Here is a 17690-nt window from a genome sequence, read left to right as displayed (position 1 = left end):
CCCCGCCGATGATGGCGGGGCGTTTATAACCTTCTGGCAGGCCCGTTCCTTCACTCTGCGAATGGGAATTTCGAGCACAACTGCCCCACTGCTCTCTCCGAAAAGACCTCAGTTCCATACTCTTCCAGAACTGCCGGCGTCGTTCGAGCGCGTTCTCCGTATTCCTCGGCCAAGGCCGCCACAGATTCTTGTTCCGATTCCGTCAGCTCGTCCGCCGGAAAATAAAAATAGAACCTGGCGTTGTAGGCAAATAAACGCCCTTTCTCTGAAAACTTCGGGCACAGGGCGTGGGCCGCTCGTACCGCGTCTTCAAAATCGTGAAATGCGAAACAGAGTTCGGCTGGTTCGATCTCCTCATCTATCGCGGGTTCGGCTTCATCGTCTTCTTCTTCCTCATCGGTGACCGAGGAGACCTGGCTCACAACCACCACCACGCCCTCAGCGGGCATCGTGAAGGCCTCGACGGCGATGGGCCCAACCACCTCGAAACCCACTTCTACGTAGGCTTTCTCCATCATGTCCCAAAACAGTTCCTGGATCTTGCGGCCGTTTTGCCAAATCTCTTCCCGGCCGATTCCCCTTTCCTCAAGGTCATCGTAACTGATAAAAATGCGTACCTTGGTGTCACTGATCCGCTCAATACGCATGCCCATCACTCCTCAACGGAGAAGGGGAAAGTCGACCACGAACCTCCCCCGAGGTTAAACCTCTATCTCTATCCTAATACGAGACACTCGGCGAAATCAAATCGAATCTCGCAATGAAAAAAGCAGGACAACGGTCCTGCTTGCCACAACCGTGCGGTCTTCCCTTTCAGTGGGTCTGGAGCGGAAGACGGGATTCGAACCCGCGGCCCTCGCCTTGGCAAGGCGATGCTCTACCCCTGAGCTACTTCCGCGAACCATTGCCGACAACCTTTTGCTTGCCGACCTGTCCTTGATCCGGTCTGACAGCTATGGAGAACGCGCATGGAGCTCCCAACCAGGCTCGAACTGGTGACCTCATCCTTACCATGGATGCGCTCTGCCAACTGAGCTATGGGAGCAGATGGTGGAGGTAAGCGGATTCGAACCGCTGGCCTCTAGAGTGCGATTCTAGCGCTCTCCCAACTGAGCTATACCCCCAAACCGCGACCTCTGGTCGGAGCAGGGGGATTTGAACCCCCGACCTCTTGGTCCCAAGCCAAGCGCGCTACCAAGCTGCGCCATGCTCCGCTGTGGCGTGCCCGGAGAGACTCGAACTCCCGACCTTTTGGTTCGAAGCCAAACGCTCTATCCGGCTGAGCTACGGGCACTCGTGTCAGCGGGCCATGATTGGTGCGGGTGGAGGGACTTGAACCCCCACGGTTGCCCGCCAGAACCTAAATCTGTAAATCGCTTCAATCGCCTCAAAATCCGCGCCATTCCTGGACTTTTTCGTTTCCCCGTTGGTCCAGCTAGACCATATTTTTTGCTCAACGCATGACCAATTATAAGCCTGTTTGGTGTGTATCGTCAAGCGATTATACGCAAGCGAGATGAGACCCTCGCTTTTCCAAAAGTTGTAAGAAAGTTTCATAGACCAGTCTCCCGGACACAGTTCAGTCTCTTGGGGGGATTCGGAATAGTCAGATAATTACACTCGGATTTCCATATAACGCCAAACCAAACACAAAAAGCCATGAATACGACGTATATCTATACGCTAATAATGCCTATTTCATGCGCTCCAAACGTCAATGCCTCGAAACCCGCGTCATTACTGGCTTTTCTCCATTTGAAGAGTTTACATAATAGATATTAACGGACTGGTGCCTTTTCCCAGCGTAGAAATTTGTGAAGAGTTGAAATTTTCTCAAGTGTGCACGTATGGCCGGGCCGTGCGGATGTATGATAGCACAGTATTTGACGCTTTGGCAACGTATTTAGATGTTCATCTAATTGTTTTTGTAAATCGTAATAATTCCTACTAATAACTGTTCCGTATCGCGGAACAATAAAGCCCCTAAAAAATTGTTAACCTTTATCTAATTTTAAGTTAACATTTTCTTAAAAAGAAAAAAAACAAAATTAAAACAATTTAATTCAACTCAAACGTCACTCATCCCCTACTGCCGGTAGTACTACTACTAGACGTTTATAAACGTAATACCAAACTATCGTAGGTTTCATACCCGGGAATATTTCGATGGGAAAAACTATTTTTTCAAAAAGTCAAAATCAACTCATCTAATCCACTCAACGCCATATCCTCATCATATGTATTCAGCCACGCTACGATATAGCGTAGCATGGCATTCTGATATGGTATGTCGTGGTAGGGTACGCATAATGTGCGTATCCCCTATGGTCACTCACAATGTGAGTACCCTTTAAAGGGTGTGCGTTGAATACACACCCTTAATAACGCAAAGGGTGTCGCCAATACCTACACCCTTTTTTTCGACCGGAATACTACTCCACTCATCCAACGCCAAGGGTATACACACTGTGTAGGGATGTTCCAACTTGGTACCCCCTTTCACTCCTGCGTACTATTCGCTTGCTGTTGCTGACGTTGATACAGGTTTTTTAAGTTGCTCCAAACCATGAGGTTTTCAGGATTCGGACGTTGTTTCGCTTGTTTCTCTGCGGCCTTAACCTGTTCCAACGTCACTTTTGGCGTTTCAGGCTCCAATAGCTCAGGAGCGTTCTGCATCATCCATGCGTTTTTGAGCTTGCTAAACTCTGCTAGGTTTTCAATCGTCGGATTTTGTCTAACTCTTTCCTGTGCGGCTTTTAGCTCTTCATCAGTCACGCGGATAGGCTCAGGCTCTTTCTGCTGTTCTTTCGTTTCCTGTTGAAATTTCAATTGTCTCAACTGTCCGAACAATAGTCTATGCTCTTCCCTTCCCACAGTCTGAACCAGATGAGCGGCTCTGTCAATGTCTTCCTGTGTGATCGTATCGCCTCGATCAAACTTTTCCTGCAACTCTCGATATTCATACATCCAATGTGCCGTATTCATTTCAATCGCTCCTTTTTTTCTGTTGGTTGGAATATCTAACCAATAAACGTCGATACAACGCCACATTCTCCGGCGTTGGAATCGCTTTTGCCAACTCCAACGCCAAGAGAACGTCCGAATAGTTTACTGTTTTACGCAACTTAGACAAAAGATACTGTTTCACGTCATGAAGCAACGTCACTCACCAGTCTTTCGACGTTCAACACCAGACGGGAGTTCATTTCGTTCAATCAACGCAAGGTCTTGTCCTGAAATATATGGAATCTCACTTTGCCTGTAGTCCACAGGATTCATGACAGCGACATAGGCACCGTCTACCTTCGTCGTCCTGGAAAGATCATACATTTGAGTGCGTAGCGGAGCATATTCGCGCTCTTTTTCGCGTAAATCCATAAGCGAGTTAAGATACTCAGCCCTCGCCTGTGCCATACGGTCTAGGATAGGCTTTACTTCGCCTTCCCAAACACTGGGAACAAACTCGTCTCGATACGACCGTAGAACGTCCTCAGCCGTTACGCCGCTCGATTGACGTTTTTCAGTTGTGTAACGCAGGCATTCCTCATACTCCGCTTTAGCCAACGCAAAATCCTTCTCAGCACTGGAAATATCGTCTTTGAGCTTGTTTTTCGCTGTCGTGGCGTCCTTTCCACTACGGAATTCGTCTGCAATCGTCGCTTGAAGTTGAGCTTTCAAGTCTTCAACGCGCTGTCCGGCGTCATTCATCTTTTGACGGTATTGAGCTTCCATTTTTTGGAGATCAATATCTTGATTCTTGAATTGAGTGAATTTTGCAAACTCTTTCATTTCGTGATTCCTCCCGTTAGTTTTAGTTTTTTGTGACCGAAATAATTTCGGTGGCAAAAGATGGCATAGACATTGTCGATGTCATAAGACGGCCTAGGTTAGGCTTAGGCTCCAAAGTTGATATGCTAGGCTCCAAAGTTGCTCCAAAGTTGGAAATAAACTTTGGAGCCTTTTTTTCCCATAACGACGCGGAATTTTAGACTAGGCTCCAAAGTTGCCAAAGATTTTGCATTAATTATATATATTGATACATCATATACACACTTTTTTATCCTACTCTCTTCCCTCCATCCTCTCACTCTACCATCAAAAATTTCCCGCATTAATAAAAAAAGTTTGGCAAGATTGGAGCCTATGGTAGGGTCTGCTGAACGAATCACGGATCGGCGAATACGGCAAGGGGGCCTAACCGCAAGAGCCATCCGAAAAATGTGTACAAAAGAATGCGCAGCCGGCGCTCCAGATTCATCACCAACAGCTGCAAGGCGATGACCGTCTCGCTGGTGGTCCGCAGGCGTGCTCGAATCAAGCCAAGCCCGTACAAACGCTTGCCTTCGCCGAACTTCCCTTCAATGGCATTGCGTTCGGCAGCGTCCTGCCGTTCCAGCCGTGCCTGCACTGCACGGTCCGCCTGCGACGGACGGCCCAAGGGAGGACCGCTCAGGCGAATCCCGCGTTGCTTGCAGTAACGCAGATTCTCTCGATTTCGGTAGGCCTTATCGGCCAACACAGCCTCCGGATAGCAGCCGTACCGGTCTCGGTAGGCTTCGACCGCGGCCTGCAAGGTATGACCTTCATGGAAGCCGTCCCACCCGAGGTGTTCGATCCGTGCGTACCCATCCACCAGGCTGATCATCACTTTTGCGCCAAACTCCACATTCGCACGAGCCTTGCCACGGACGATGGGACGGACATGAGGTTGTGAGATGCTGACGATTCGGTCGTCGATTCGCCGGGCTCGCTTCCGGTACATCTCTTCCTGCTGACGGTACAATTCGTGAATGACCAACAGATCATGGTATTGTCGCCGGCTGAGCGCTTCCAGACCCACTTCGTCTCTCAGGGAGGCCAGGATCCTGAGATCCCGCGCCACAAAACGCAGTTGCTTCCCAATGGCCTTACGCAGTGCCCGTGGGCTGACCCGGCGCTGTTTGGCCACCGCCAGATATGCCTTTCGTGCTTTCCATCGATAAGTGCGCGGCTTACGTCGGCCTGGCCGGCGCGCGGCATGCAAGACGTCAATCATGGCTTCCAGTTTCTCACGTGCCTCGTTCAACAGCGTGAGATCGGTGGGATAGGCAATGTCGGCCGGGGCACACGTGGCATCAAGCAACAGCTTGCCATGGTTCGAAGGCGTTTCTGGATCCGTCTGCGTCTTTGCAAGGTCGTCCGGCTGAGCCGATCCGGCTCCACCGTGATTGTCCAAGTCCGGATCGTTCGAGTCATCGGGTTTGTCCTTTTCTGCAACAATCCATTCATTGACTTGCTGGATGACGTCTGGGCCGAGCCGCTTACGAAAGTGTGTCATCAGAGATGGATGAAACGGTGGCTCTTCCTGAAAGCGCGGCAACCCAATGAAGTACTGGAGGTACGGGTTCTCGGTGATCTGCCTAACGGTTTCGCGGTCACTCAGACCCAAGCGTTCCTGAATGATCAACGAACCCAGTGCCACCCGAACCGAATAGGCCTTTTGCCCTTTTGTGGCAGACTTGAATCGCTCGCCGTAGTGTTCTTCGACCTTCCACCATGGGATCATCTGAGCCAATTTGACCCAGCGGTTCTCTTTATTCAATTTCCCGCCGAACGGAAGGAAAAAGTCATCGGGCAACAGCATCTGACGCTCAGTCGCTCGGTACACGCCTGTCGACACCTCAAGTGCACGGTTTTTGAAGGGTTTCATGCAAAATCCACGCACTTAATTTCTCTGTTAAGTGCCGAAATCCCTTCCATTACTGGACTTTTTAATCGTTCAGCAGACCCTATGGTAAAAAAGCCAGTAATGGCGCGGTTTTTTAGGCTCCAAAGTAGGCTCCAAAGTTGTTTTTAAGATTGGAGCCTGCGCCTCAAACTTTGGAGCCTGCACCTTAAAACACAGCTGTTGGATCGTCGTCTTGATCCTTCGCTAATCCGACGCCAACCCAGCTTCTGGAATTACTTTTGATACGTTTCTCATACAATCCGGGAATCAAGTCTTGGAGACGTTTGTTAAATCTAATTTTTCCTAATGGTTTTAAGTTAGAATCAGCGCACCACTCCGCATACGTAGAATAGAGTAAGTCTTTTCCGACCGTTTCAGTTGGTTCTATAACGCACATATCGTAAAGGAAAGCGCTTACGTTATCCGAGCTTCGTTTGAACTCGTCCAACGCCTCTTGCATACTCTCACCAATGGTAAAACGTCCGTTGGTCATGAGGCGCTTCAACCCTTCCAACGCCATGTTCAAAAGTCCTGAAAGCTCTTCAGGAGTCGTTAACTTTTGCGTCAAATTCGGATCGGCTTTACCGGCAGGGAATTGGTTCGGGAATCGTACCACAATCCAGCGATCATGATAGGCGTCGTCGCTTTCTAGATTCGTTGGAATGGTATTTGCGCTAAACACTAATTTCGACGTTGGTTTAAGCGTGAAAGGATCACCAAACTTACGTTCAACTTGGACTTGATCATCTCCCGTTATACACTTGAACAGGTTCGACGATGGTACAACTTTGCTGGGCAAGTCTGCGAATGAATTCAACAGCTTTCCGTCTAACTCCGCAAGCTGGAACCTGTTCGTTTCAAGCGCATGTAGACTGACGTGGGAACAGTTACTTTGCCCGACGAAGTGTTCCATTAGACGAATCATGACGGACTTACCATTATTTCCCTTACCAGTGAATATGAGCGCCTTTTTAAATTTCACTGTTGGTAAAAGCATGTAGCCAAACCATTCCTCAATGAATGGAATAGCGTCAGCAGGCAAGACAGCTTGGAAAAACTCCCTTATCCGCTCTCCCTTCGCGTTTGGATCAAACTCCACAGGTATTTGAATCGTCGAAAGACGTTCGGGAGTGTGTGGGTGTAGCTCTCCCGTCGTCCAGTCAAGTAAACCATTCTTGACGTTGATATAGTTGTCCAGACGGTTCACGTCGTCAGGATTAACTTTGCTCCTAATCTTTATATATCTGGTGATTTCGTCCAAATAGTGCGCTCGATAACGTTCCCCCAAGTAGTCCAACGCCAAACGCTGGGCAACGTCTTCACCATCAGGACGATAAACCCCGTCTTTGTAGGCGTACAATCGTCCGTTGAAGTTAATGAACGGTTGAACGTCTAAAATGTCCTGCGCCAACCGCGCCGGGATGAACGTTTTTCCGTCGAAGTATCTAAGCGCAGGCTCAAGCACTCGGACTGTTCCAGCTGGATAACGACAAGCGCTTTTTGCTATCGTCATTAACTCCGAATCGTCCAGCGGAGGATCACACCGTCGTTTATTCTCATCCCTGAGCGCTTCCAGAATGTCCTCAAACTCTAGTCCCTGCGATCTTAAAGACGATGCTAAACGAAATAGATAATCATTTCGCTGCCCCTCTGGAATAGGCTCATCAATACGTTTGACCAGCGAGACAGGCGCGGCTTGACGTTTTTGGCCGTTCGTTATGACGTCAATCAGCCATTGAGGCATTGGAGCTATTGGCGTTTCGTCGGGATGCGCCGATAACTCCCATTCGTAGCGTCGTCCAGACTTATGCCTAGACGGTGGCGCTACTGCATATCCTCCATTGGCTCGAACGTCAATCCCTGGTAAAACGCCTATTTTACTGCGAATGTCAACACCAATAGGATATGCAAAGTATATATGACGCCCACCACTGCCAGTAATCGCCTCGACCGTATCAGGCAACGTCCCATATCGTGAAACCAAGTCCTCAAAGCTTTCATTTCCTCCTTTATCGGGATCAATGTCGATAACGACGATTCCAGACGTTTCACCAGTCGCTAAGCCTACATTGGCGTCCGGCCAACGTTCCCACCATTGGCGAATGGTATCAATGTCGGTTGTGGCGTCCTTTACGCCATGTTTTGTTATCGGATGCTTACCAGCGCTTGAACACTCTTCACGTCCGCATGTGCAACGTCCAGAATCGTCAATACCATAGACAGGAAATACGTGCCAACCTCGATTAGCGTATTGAATGACATATTCTACCATCGGCGTCATTTCGCCTATGTCCCCTTTCATAAATCATATTAAAATACTTGGATTTTAGTATTTTGGTAGTCTAACGCCAAGTTAGCCAAACGTTCACAACCGTTATACAAATATTCTGGCTTGCAACGATAGGAAACGTTTGGCAACTCTTTTTGAGGGAATATTTGGTTATTTCCTTTTATTTGCAGATAGTCGTTAGGGAAATATTGCCTCAACGTTTCTACAACTGTGTAAAGAACCTCTTCTTTTTCCAGTTTTTTAGGAGCGAAGATAGATCCACGAAAGAACAAACGTTTTTCCAACGTTGGCAAATAACCTTCGCAACCAATGCCAGTAGCGTCATTTTGCCAAATAAAGGCAAGTCTAAAACGCCTCGTTTCCATAGTTTTACATGTTTCCTCCCATAGTTTTACTCTGTTCATACGCCACAAGACGAATATCGTCCCATTGGCGGAGTCTCTATATATTACTTTTGGTCAATTGGAATCGCTTGTAACACGTTGGTAAATTTTTTGAATCTCTCGAATCGTCTGATCGTCAATGCCAAGCGCTTGCCTCAGCTTTGGTTCCATTCTCTCTGTTATCCGACATGCGCCTGCCTCGATGTAGGCAACCATTCGTTGGCTAATACCAGCGGTCTTGCCTAACTCCGCTTGCGTCATGCCTTTGAATTGGCGTACGATTCGGACTACTTCAGGCGTCAAATGTGTCATTTAATCACTCCTTTCAATCCATTGAATGAAATTTAAGAGTAAAATAAAATGAGACACTCCCGCCTAAAATTAAAACATCGTCCATATCGGACGACGGTACAACGGGGAGTTGCCTGGTATTCGTTTGTGTGGCGGGAGTGATACTTATGTATTTGACTAATTCTAAATTTTTATCCCTCTATATATAATAAAAGATATTTTCCATAATGCGTTAATAGTTAGATTGTGAATAATTTATGAAAATTACATTCAACAGAATGAAATATGTCCCTCTATATATAGTAATAGTTGAGAAAGGCAAAAATTCACTAGTAAATTTGTGACAATTTTATGACACTTACATTCAACAGAACGAAATAGTCCCTCCATAATATGTAAATCGTGAGCAAGGCAAAAATTAACTAGTAAAATTGTGAATATTTTATGAAATATACGCCAACTGCTCTGCCGCTTTGATTGAAAGTTTTCCTTGGTCTACGAGAGTTTGGAGGGGTTGGATTAGTTCGTTGAGTTTGTCGAGACGACGAATATGTTGCTCGCTAATGTCATAACTCTTCGATATTTGCTCTGACCAACGTCCTTCCAACTTTGGCTCATCATGAGCCGAAGTTAAATCACTTCTTTGTCCTTGTCTGTTCCCAATCAACTCCTTTTCCCTGCGTATTGCTCGTGCCATTTCCATATATGTACTCTCAAACGCTCAAAATCGCCCTCTGAGCGCCCTAAAATCGACGCCAATACATTTATATCCCCCCCAACAAAAAAACGTCTCCTAGAGGCTTCTAGGAGACATATATTTCGTATGCGAATGATTGTCTTAGCTAGTTTTCTCTTTTCTTCGTTTCACTTCCTCCAGCGCTTCTTCCAGCTCTTGAACATGAAAGTTCAGGATACGTATGGCGTATGACAGGAGCGTAGCTATCTCATGAATGGTTAGATCATCATTATTTGAATTTTGAAAGTAGACTTTTTTTAACTTTTTCAGCATAGCGTCTTCATCATCCGACAGGACTAGATGAACGTCATACGTCTTTGTCATGAGTGTATGCCTCCCTTTTGGGTTGAGTCCGTTTTTCGTACGTAACTCCCGACGTTTTTTCGTCGGCAATCCCATCATTGATTTAAGCCCTCATTTCAAATGAGACCCTTTCCTTCTCCCTCTAGGAGAACGCAAGTGATCTGTGTTTAATACAGACCCTAATGGTTCGGTGCAGTACACCTATCCTTCATTTTCGTACCTTCCGCACTCTCTTAGACTGTTGTACAAGTTTCATAGCAGGAGACGCCATGTCATGCTGTTGGCGTAAATCACCATCTGTCAAAGCAACGTAACGTTTGGTCATAGACAGGTCACTGTGTCCCATCTGTTGATATACACTGAAAATGGACCCCAGATCGTCAGTGAAAATTGACCCCCACCAGATAGACTGGTACGCTCCTACTAATCTGAGTGGGAGCGGGGGAGAAAGGGTTGATCTCTATCGAGGATTGGACTGCGATTCGAGCACTCCATGCCCGCGGTGTCAGTATTAAGGCGATTGCGCGGCAACTGGGAATTTCGCGCAACACTGTGCGTCGTGCCTTGCGGGGAGACGATCCACCCAAGTATGTGCGAAAGAAGCCGTCGGCTCGGGCAACAGACCCATTCCTGGAGCACATTCGACAGATGTACGTGGAAAAACAATTGATCGGAACACGAATCTATGCGGAGTTGCAGAAGATGGGGTACCAAGGTTCACTTTCTGCGGTTCACCGGTGTCTGCAGCGGCTGAAGAAAGAACAGCCGCACACCGAAGTGCGGGTTCAGCGGATGGAGACGGCTCCAGGTGAACAAGCCCAGTTCGACTGGTCGGAGTACTCAGTAAAGATAGGAGGCAAGGAGGTCAAGGTATACGCGTACCGTTACATTCTCAGTTATAGTCGAATGCGATACACGCACTTTGCGCTGAATCAAACGCTGGAGACGGTCCTGGAAGCTCTGGAGTGCGGGATTCGCCACTTTGGCGGTGTGCCTGAGAGGGTGCTGATCGACAATGCCGGTCAAATGGTCGTGGATCATCGGCCGGATGGAGCTGTACGGTACCACCCGGAATTTCTCAAGGTCATGGGACTGTACCGGATGGACCCGTATGCATGCGCCCCGTACCGCGCCCAAACGAAGGGGAAAGTGGAACGGGCCTTCTATATGCTGGAACAGCATTTCCTCAAAGGGACGGAGTTCAAAGACTTTGAGGACCTCATTACCCAAGGGAAGTCCTTTGACGAATCGGAGAATCAGCGGGTGCACCGCCGGTTGGGACAAACCCCGTTGGAGCGGTTTGAGGCGGACCGGGCGGCTTTACGGCCCCTCCCCGAGCGCAGGTATGTCGACAGTGTGCGCGTCTTGCGCCGCGTCAGCAGAGACGGATACATCTCCGTCGATCACGTGGAATACTCGGTCCCGCCCTCCTACCTCGGCCGGGAGGTGTGGGTGACGCAACCCAGGGGGGCATATGTCGAGATGTACGGCCCAGACGGCACCTTCTTGTGTCGGCACGTCAAATCGAGAGACACCGGCTCGATCCACACGCTGCCCGAACACCAGGCGCCTCACCGGGAGCGTGTCTCGGTTCGTCAGCGATTCTGCGAGGTGTTTCCCAGCGGTGCGGCATTCTACCAAGGGCTCACCCGTCGGTATGCCCACAACGCTCGGTACCATGCCGCCCGCATCCTGGACATGCGCAGCACCTATAGCGACGAGTCTATTGAAATGGCCCTGAAGGAGGCCTTGGCTTACGGAGCCACGGACGAGAAGGTCGTGTTGAAACTGCTGGCCAACTACCCGACAAAACCGGCCGCCTCTTCGAGAAACGTCGAGGTCCAGGCGTTATCTCGGCGCGCCGACACCATTCGCCCGTTGTCCTACTACAGTCAACTGTTGCATTAACAAGGGGGAGTTCCCGTGACCGAAGATGCGATGGAGACCCTGAAACAACATCTCAAAACGCTCCAACTGCCGTATATGCGGGAGGTGGTGGAACGGGAAATTGAGAACGCGGTGAAAATGAAGCTGACTTACCAAGCTTTTCTCACGCGGCTCGTGGAAGCGGAAGTGTTGCAGAAGACCAACCGGTCCATTGCCACGAAGATTCATCTGGCGCGATTCCCGCGGATCTGTACATTGGAGGAGTTCGATTTCTCGTTTCAACCTTCGCTCCATGCCGCGGAGATTCGGGAATTGGGAGAACTCGGCTTTATCCACCGAAAAGAAAACGTTATTTTCCTAGGTCCTCCAGGGGTTGGAAAAACGCACTTAGCGATTGCCCTTGGGGTCAAAGCGTGCACGGCCAGACTCCGGGTCGCGTTTTTCACCGCCTCTGAACTGGCGGATCTCTTGTATGCCAGTTTAGCGGATCGTTCCACGCCCCAAAAGCTGGCGTCGCTGAGCCGCTACCACCTGCTGATCATCGACGAGTTGGGCTACATGCCCATGGACAAGCAACGGGCGAACCTCTTTTTCCAGCTCGTCAGCAAGCGCTATGAGACGGGATCAATCATCCTGACGACCAACATGCCTTTTGACGAGTGGGACAAGGTGTTTGGCGATACAATTGCTTCTGCCGCCATCATTGATCGTCTGGTGCATCACAGTCACATTTTTCACATTCAGGGTCACAGTTACCGGATGAAGGACAAGCTCAAGGCCGATGCCTCCGCCTAATCACCAGCCCGGCGGACTTGGTACCCCATGTTGTCCGTGCGTGTGCGACACGCACACGTGGCCGTTGTCCCCTAAGGGCCCCCCATCGGCCCGCAGCCGCGAGGTCAAGGGCGCCCTTGGGCGAGCGAAGCGTCCCTTGACGGAGCGGCCAGGGCCGATACACTCGGCCCGTTGGGACAACGGCCGACGACGATGAACCCTGAGTGACGACACGACATGGCAAGCAATGACTTCCGTTTTCTGAGGGGGGTCAAAATTCAGTGCCAAACCGGGGTCAATTCTACTTGACGATCAACACCCATCATCCTTTGCAACGCCAGTGCGTGGCCTCCATTACGCAAGAAGTACAATGCGAACGTATGGCGGAGGTCATAGGGACGGATATGGACGCCTAGACGTTTGGAATACATTTCTAGCCTGTCTCCCCAAGAATTCTTGGTCAGTGGCGTTCCGTCTGCTGAGGTGAATATTGGAACATCATCTTTCCATGCTGGATGTCTTGCGTTTATGAGTTGTCGAATGGCCTTTACGGTCATGGGCGATATAGGCAACGTCCGGCTTATCTTTGTTTTTGATACGTCCGCTCTGACGTATACTTCACAGGAGCGCAGGTTAATGTCGTCTTTGGTCAGTTGGAATGCCTCTCTTGGCCTGATTCCTGTGTCGAGTGTCAATAAAAACAACGCATAATCCCGAAGTCCTGCAAACGTACTTTTATCAGGCAATTGTAATAACTTTGTCATAATCGTCTCGTCAAGTTGAACAATCCGATGGTCAGTTTTGCGCTTTTTGAAGCGTTTTACAGGATTTTCTTGGAAAAAGCCTTGTTCAATGCACCAGTCAAAAAACGATTTCAAATAGGTTAAGCGGTAGTTATATGTGGAGGGTTTGATGTCCTCACTCAAAAACTGTAGGACGGCCTTTTGCGGATCATTCCAGGCTTCAGGATAACGTCGAAAGAACAACGCTAATGTTTCCCTTTGCGCTTTAAGTGTGCTTTCCCGTAGCCCGTCCGCTTTTCGATACAACAGGTATTCCTCGACGGCCTGTTGCCATGCGTTAGCCTGAACAGAATGCTTTGTGGATCGAATACGTGGCAATAGAAAAACCCCTTTCCTGTTTGGAGTAGCTGGACCAACAGGAAAGAGGCCTTTTTCGTCCAAGAATCTTGCGAGTCTGGTGCGGTACTGTAGACGAAAGAAACGTCACTAGACTTGTCTCTTTGCGTATAATTTCAAGGGTTTTTTGGTGCGGGTGGAGGGACTTGAACCCCCACGGTTGCCCGCCAGAACCTAAATCTGGTGCGTCTGCCAATTCCGCCACACCCGCAATTCTATGGTGAGCCATGCAGGACTCGAACCTGCGACACCCTGATTAAAAGTCAGGTGCTCTACCATCTGAGCTAATGGCTCTCATGGCTGGGGAGGAAGGATTCGAACCTTCGCATGACGGAGTCAAAGTCCGCTGCCTTACCGCTTGGCTACTCCCCAATCTTGGGGTGGGTAGAGGGGATCGAACCCTCGAATGCCGGAGCCACAATCCGGTGCGTTAGCCACTTCGCCATACCCACCACATTGGCAGGGGTGGCAGGATTCGAACCCACGACATGCGGTTTTGGAGACCGCCGTTCTACCAGCTGAACTACACCCCTGCGTTATGCGGTTTTACTTGTTCCGGTGGGAACCTCGCTGTGCGGTCGTGGTGGAGGGGGTAGGATTCGAACCTACGAAGGCTACGCCAACGGATTTACAGTCCGCCCCAGTTGACCGCTTTGGTACCCCTCCACACCGTGGAGCCGGCGACAGGAATCGAACCCGCGACCTACTGATTACAAGTCAGTTGCTCTACCTACTGAGCTACGCCGGCAGATTCGGCCACGGAATTCCGGATCCGCTCCGCGCTTCAACCCACCCCTGCTTTACAATGCAATCATCTCTAGTATATACCCTGCGACCCTCTTTTTGCAACCCGCCTCCATGCGGCGGCAAAAGTTACTGTACCACATCCTCACTCCCGGCGCAAGATCTTTCTCAGGCCTCTCCACCGACTACCCGGCAATTTTTGTTCCGCTAAACCCGCCTCGGCCAGAAAGCGACTCATTCGAGTCTCCTTTCCCTCGATACGCGCCGGAACCAAGATCACCAACCGCTCTCTGGCCCGGGTCATGGCCACATAAAACAACCGCCGTTCTTCCTCGACAGCCGAAGCCTCCAGCTCCTGATCCCGTTTTTTGCCCGGGGCGCCGGGATAGTGCGGTGCAGACCCTTCCACGGCATCGAGGATATACACATGGTCGAATTCCCGGCCCTTTGACCCGTGGAAAGTCAACCAACTCACCCCATACCGATGCTCTCCGCCTCCCCGGCCCAACGCCCTCTGCAACTGTTGGTGAGTCCGGGCCAGGACGGCAGCCGTTCCCTGGACGGCTTCCTGAGCCAACACCCGGTTTAACCAACGGTCTTGTTCCCATTCATCGGGAAAAAGCCTGACTTCGGGCCCTGGGCCTTGGCGCAACGCCCGGATCGATTTACCCCGGGCATCCCCGTTGTTGGCGATCAAACGGTTGCAGGGTTCTACGAGTCCCTGATGGGACCGGTGGTTGATGGACAGGTAAAAGACAGCGGTGTCCGGCCGGCTGAGATGGCCTTGAAAATATATTGGAACCGCTCCGCGAAATCTATAGATCGACTGGTCATCGTCGCCGATCATAAAGAGTAGCCCATCTCGCGCCAGCCCTTCCACCAGGATACTCTGTACTTCATTGAGATCCTGGGCTTCGTCCACCAGGACCGCTTTCCAAGGCGGTCTTCGACCTTGTTCGAACAAAAGTTCGTGGACGTGTATGAGAATGTCGTCAAAATCCCATGCGCCGTACCGCCGCAGTTCACTTTCATAGATCTCCCAAAGCATGGTCGGCACCTGGTCCCGACCTGGGCGCCGGGACTTGGCCACTGCCAGGGCCGCTGCGGCCTCCTCCCCGGATGTCCCGCATCTGCGGGCCGCCTTTTCCACTAACCGCCTCTGCTCCTCTGGAGTGAGAAGTCTCGGGACTTGGCCACTCTCCCGAACCCACCACCGCAACATTCGAGAATGGAGGGTTCCCATCTCCATCTCAATCAAACTCCGGCTGGGGAGCCAGGGGCGCAATCTCTCCTTCAGCTCCGCAGCCGCCTCCCGGGTAAAGGTGGTCACCAAAAGATCTGCCGGGCGCATTCCCAGAACCTGGATCAGAAATAAGACCCGGGCGGCCAGGACCGTGGTTTTCCCTGTTCCCGGTCCAGCATACACCGCGATGCGGCGATGGGGGGACTGAACGGCTTTCCACTGCTCCTCCGTCAATGTCCATCCGGCAGCCGCCATGCGCCAGTGCCAACGTTCCAGACCTTCCACCGCTCTGGGTGGGTACACCTCTCTAGCCATCGCCCCCCCTCCCGCCCACGGACCGGGACCCGCCTTCGGCCCACCGCTGCACAAAAGCCTCTAAAGCCCGCCGCCGGCGGCGCAAGGTCTGCATCTCCTCCATGAGCCGACGAATCGCCGATTCGTCTCCCCGTTCGAACAAATCCTGAAACTCTTTTCCCCGTTCCGCCTCCCAGGTTTCCCACGCCTCGATGACGGCGCGAAGTCGGGCAAATCGTTCTTCGATCATGGCCGATCGTCCCCCTCAGGGAGCCGTACCCACCGCCGCTTCGTCGGAGGCGGGGAGATCCTCCGCCACCCCTTCGAGCTTGTCAATTAGATTCTTCAGCGATCGCCGCTCCCTCATCAGCCGCTCGATCCCCGACAAATCTTCTTGATAAAAACAGTCCAGGGCCTCTCGAGAAATCGCCTGCTCCCGTTCCCGAAGCAGCGCCAATTGATCGCGAATCATACGAACGGTTTGTGTCACCAACTCTTCCGTCGCTCCACCGCTCATCGTCGTCCCCTCCCCCTGCGCCATCTCCGCGCCGGCCGCCACTTCATCCTGGCTCTCCATGGTTTCCGGCCAATCGGTCAACACCCATTCTCCAGAATCCAATCTGGCAAAACGCGGATCCCCGTCCAGATCCACCCTGGACATCAGTTCCCCGCGGCTGCGCCGGGTGACCGATTGCAAATGGCGCAGAATATCGCCGAATTTCATCGGGTGCCCCGCCTGGCGAAGAAACTGCAGCGCTAAATCCCCCAGCTCCGACCCGCCGTCCTTTCGCAATCGCCAGGCGCCGTCTTCAAACTCAAAAGCCCCCGCCGCCGTGGTTAAAGCCGCTTGCAATCGGGCCTGCAAATCTTCGTCGGATAATTCACTTCGCCCCAGCGCCTTGACCGCCGCAGATAGTTCACCCATCGTCAGAGGATGTCCGGCCAGAAAGAGGGCCCGCTTGAGGCTGCCCTCAATACTGTAGCGATACGAACGGGCCGCCTTGTCCGCCATCGTTCTTCCTCCTTCCCGCTGGTGACTAGTTCGACATGAATCGCCAAAATCCTGTCGACCGCCGAGGGAATCCTGTGTCTTGCATTTCGGAATGAACTCGTGTACAAATAGAACGTGCCAAAGCCGGGTCCGGAGGATGGAAACCATGCGCATTTACGCGATCGGCGATCTTCACCTTTCTTCACACACTCCCAAGCCCATGACGATTTTCGGGGAAGCCTGGGCAGAACACCCCGACCGCACCCGTCAGGCCTGGCTGAGGTCCGTTGGTCCCCAGGACTGGGTTTTGATCCCTGGGGATATCAGTTGGGGGATGCGCCTGCCCGAGGCCCTTCCGGACCTGTTGTGGATCTCCCGGCTGCCTGGTCGAAAAGTGCTTTTGAGGGGCAATCACGACTACTGGTGGCCGAGCATCTCCCGGCTCCGGGAGGCACTGCCTCCGGATATGTACGCCATTCAGAACGACAGCGTCATCCTCGGGGACAACATCGCCGTCTGCGGCACCCGGGGCTGGACGTGTCCGGGAAGCCGGGATTTTTCCGAACATGACGGGCGGATCTTTCAGCGGGAGATCGCCCGGCTGGAGCTCTCCCTCCGTTCGGCGCCATCAGGCAGTCGGCTGTGGGTGATGATCCATTACCCTCCTGTCAACGAACACCATGAGTCCAACGATCTGATTGACCTCATGGGCGACTACGGTGTTGACAAATGTATCTACGGACACCTTCACGGCCCCGGACACCGCACCGCCCTCACCGGCAGAAAGTTTGGGATCGATTTTCACCTGGTGTCATGGGATTATTTGAGGGGCATTCCCCTCCAGCTGTACCCGGAGCCCTGACCACCACAAAAAAAAGGCGCCTTGAGGCGCCCCCTGCCGATCTGCC

At 51.4% G+C, this 17690-nt stretch carries 15 protein-coding genes and 12 tRNA genes; 3 read left to right on the top strand and 24 right to left on the bottom strand.

Annotated features, from left to right (window positions below; all coding sequences use genetic code 11):
- Positions 1–50: 50 nt before the first annotated feature.
- From CVV65_RS07590 to CVV65_RS07525, 13 genes are all read right to left on the bottom strand, one after another.
- Entirely contained in the window at positions 51–647 is a 597-nt protein-coding gene (locus CVV65_RS07590; RefSeq protein WP_100667606.1) for an adaptor protein MecA, read from the bottom strand.
- A gap of 176 nt (positions 648–823) precedes the next feature.
- Positions 824–898: transfer RNA gene (locus CVV65_RS07585), tRNA-Gly, on the bottom strand.
- 71 nt (positions 899–969) lie between these two features.
- Positions 970–1045 (bottom strand) — tRNA-Thr (locus CVV65_RS07580).
- Between the two features lie 3 nt (positions 1046–1048).
- A tRNA-Ala gene (locus CVV65_RS07575) sits at positions 1049–1124 on the bottom strand.
- Between the two features lie 13 nt (positions 1125–1137).
- A tRNA-Pro gene (locus tag CVV65_RS07570) sits at positions 1138–1214 on the bottom strand.
- Between the two features lie 3 nt (positions 1215–1217).
- Positions 1218–1294, bottom strand: a tRNA-Arg gene (locus CVV65_RS07565).
- 1205 nt (positions 1295–2499) lie between these two features.
- A complete protein-coding gene (locus CVV65_RS07555) occupies positions 2500–3051 on the bottom strand; it encodes a hypothetical protein (RefSeq protein WP_133121251.1) in 552 nt (183 codons plus the stop codon).
- 111 nt (positions 3052–3162) lie between these two features.
- Positions 3163–3789, bottom strand: a complete 627-nt coding sequence (locus CVV65_RS07550; RefSeq protein ID WP_100667603.1) for a hypothetical protein — start codon at positions 3787–3789, stop codon at positions 3163–3165.
- Between the two features lie 376 nt (positions 3790–4165).
- A complete protein-coding gene (locus CVV65_RS07545; RefSeq protein ID WP_100667602.1) occupies positions 4166–5647 on the bottom strand; it encodes an IS5 family transposase in 1482 nt (493 codons plus the stop codon).
- 226 nt (positions 5648–5873) lie between these two features.
- Positions 5874–7988: a phage/plasmid primase, P4 family gene (locus CVV65_RS07540; RefSeq protein ID WP_198592165.1), complete on the bottom strand. Its 2115-nt coding sequence runs from the start codon at positions 7986–7988 to the stop codon at positions 5874–5876.
- Between the two features lie 29 nt (positions 7989–8017).
- Positions 8018–8362: a hypothetical protein gene (locus CVV65_RS07535; protein WP_100667600.1), complete on the bottom strand. Its 345-nt coding sequence runs from the start codon at positions 8360–8362 to the stop codon at positions 8018–8020.
- Positions 8363–8455: 93 nt separating this feature from the next.
- The gene (locus CVV65_RS17440) at positions 8456–8692 is read right to left on the bottom strand and encodes a helix-turn-helix domain-containing protein (RefSeq protein ID WP_100667599.1); all 237 of its coding nucleotides are present in this window, start codon (positions 8690–8692) and stop codon (positions 8456–8458) included.
- Positions 8693–9509: 817 nt separating this feature from the next.
- Positions 9510–9731, bottom strand: a complete 222-nt coding sequence (locus CVV65_RS07525) for a hypothetical protein (RefSeq protein WP_100667598.1) — start codon at positions 9729–9731, stop codon at positions 9510–9512.
- Between the two features lie 432 nt (positions 9732–10163).
- Between CVV65_RS07525 and istA the strand changes: the two genes are divergently transcribed.
- Positions 10164–11618: an IS21 family transposase gene (gene istA / locus CVV65_RS07520; protein WP_157935348.1), complete on the top strand. Its 1455-nt coding sequence runs from the start codon at positions 10164–10166 to the stop codon at positions 11616–11618.
- Between the two features lie 15 nt (positions 11619–11633).
- Positions 11634–12392 (top strand): IS21-like element helper ATPase IstB, encoded by a 759-nt coding sequence (istB, locus tag CVV65_RS07515; protein ID WP_100666831.1) that lies wholly within the window; start codon positions 11634–11636, stop codon positions 12390–12392.
- A gap of 257 nt (positions 12393–12649) precedes the next feature.
- On the opposite strand, the gene CVV65_RS07510 is transcribed toward istB, so the two are convergent.
- The 11 genes from CVV65_RS07510 to CVV65_RS07460 all read right to left on the bottom strand — a co-directional run bounded on the left by CVV65_RS07510 (position 12650) and on the right by CVV65_RS07460 (position 16803).
- A complete protein-coding gene (locus tag CVV65_RS07510; RefSeq protein ID WP_100667597.1) occupies positions 12650–13492 on the bottom strand; it encodes a tyrosine-type recombinase/integrase in 843 nt (280 codons plus the stop codon).
- A 146-nt stretch (positions 13493–13638) separates the two neighbouring features.
- A tRNA-Leu gene (locus CVV65_RS07505) sits at positions 13639–13721 on the bottom strand.
- A gap of 7 nt (positions 13722–13728) precedes the next feature.
- Positions 13729–13804, bottom strand: a tRNA-Lys gene (locus tag CVV65_RS07500).
- Between the two features lie 3 nt (positions 13805–13807).
- Positions 13808–13882: transfer RNA gene (locus tag CVV65_RS07495), tRNA-Gln, on the bottom strand.
- A 4-nt stretch (positions 13883–13886) separates the two neighbouring features.
- Positions 13887–13962 (bottom strand) — tRNA-His (locus CVV65_RS07490).
- A 5-nt stretch (positions 13963–13967) separates the two neighbouring features.
- A tRNA-Trp gene (locus CVV65_RS07485) sits at positions 13968–14043 on the bottom strand.
- A gap of 48 nt (positions 14044–14091) precedes the next feature.
- Positions 14092–14176 (bottom strand) — tRNA-Tyr (locus CVV65_RS07480).
- 6 nt (positions 14177–14182) lie between these two features.
- Positions 14183–14258 (bottom strand) — tRNA-Thr (locus CVV65_RS07475).
- Positions 14259–14399: 141 nt separating this feature from the next.
- Complete coding sequence (locus tag CVV65_RS07470) at positions 14400–15812, bottom strand: UvrD-helicase domain-containing protein (RefSeq protein ID WP_100667596.1); 1413 nt, start codon at positions 15810–15812, stop codon at positions 14400–14402.
- A complete protein-coding gene (locus tag CVV65_RS07465; protein WP_100667595.1) occupies positions 15805–16041 on the bottom strand; it encodes a hypothetical protein in 237 nt (78 codons plus the stop codon). Before CVV65_RS07465 ends, CVV65_RS07470 begins: the two co-directional genes overlap by 8 nt.
- A 15-nt stretch (positions 16042–16056) precedes the next feature.
- Positions 16057–16803 (bottom strand): hypothetical protein, encoded by a 747-nt coding sequence (locus CVV65_RS07460; protein WP_100667594.1) that lies wholly within the window; start codon positions 16801–16803, stop codon positions 16057–16059.
- Positions 16804–16948: 145 nt separating this feature from the next.
- On the opposite strand from CVV65_RS07460, the gene CVV65_RS07455 reads away from it, so the two are divergent.
- Positions 16949–17644 carry a metallophosphoesterase gene (locus CVV65_RS07455; protein WP_100667593.1) on the top strand — a complete coding sequence of 232 codons (696 nt, stop codon included), beginning with the start codon at positions 16949–16951 and terminating at the stop codon, positions 17642–17644.
- The last annotated feature ends 46 nt before the right edge of the window (positions 17645–17690 follow it).

The organism is Kyrpidia spormannii (genome assembly GCF_002804065.1).
In the GTDB taxonomy this organism is placed as follows: domain Bacteria; phylum Bacillota; class Bacilli; order Kyrpidiales; family Kyrpidiaceae; genus Kyrpidia; species Kyrpidia spormannii.
This window is presented reverse-complemented; position numbering and strand designations above follow the sequence as displayed.

Coding starts and splice junctions, on each gene's coding strand:
- CVV65_RS07470 (WP_100667596.1), bottom strand. CDS start 15,812: ATGGCTAGAGAGGTGTACCCACCCAGAGCGGTGGAAGGTCTGGAACGT.
- CVV65_RS07525 (WP_100667598.1), bottom strand. CDS start 9,731: ATGACAAAGACGTATGACGTTCATCTAGTCCTGTCGGATGATGAAGAC.
- CVV65_RS17440 (WP_100667599.1), bottom strand. CDS start 8,692: ATGACACATTTGACGCCTGAAGTAGTCCGAATCGTACGCCAATTCAAA.
- CVV65_RS07550 (WP_100667603.1), bottom strand. CDS start 3,789: ATGAAAGAGTTTGCAAAATTCACTCAATTCAAGAATCAAGATATTGAT.
- CVV65_RS07465 (WP_100667595.1), bottom strand. CDS start 16,041: ATGATCGAAGAACGATTTGCCCGACTTCGCGCCGTCATCGAGGCGTGG.
- CVV65_RS07455 (WP_100667593.1), top strand. CDS start 16,949: ATGCGCATTTACGCGATCGGCGATCTTCACCTTTCTTCACACACTCCC.
- CVV65_RS07540 (WP_198592165.1), bottom strand. CDS start 7,988: ATGACGCCGATGGTAGAATATGTCATTCAATACGCTAATCGAGGTTGG.
- CVV65_RS07535 (WP_100667600.1), bottom strand. CDS start 8,362: ATGGAAACGAGGCGTTTTAGACTTGCCTTTATTTGGCAAAATGACGCT.
- CVV65_RS07460 (WP_100667594.1), bottom strand. CDS start 16,803: ATGGCGGACAAGGCGGCCCGTTCGTATCGCTACAGTATTGAGGGCAGC.
- CVV65_RS07590 (WP_100667606.1), bottom strand. CDS start 647: ATGCGTATTGAGCGGATCAGTGACACCAAGGTACGCATTTTTATCAGT.
- CVV65_RS07555 (WP_133121251.1), bottom strand. CDS start 3,051: ATGTGGCGTTGTATCGACGTTTATTGGTTAGATATTCCAACCAACAGA.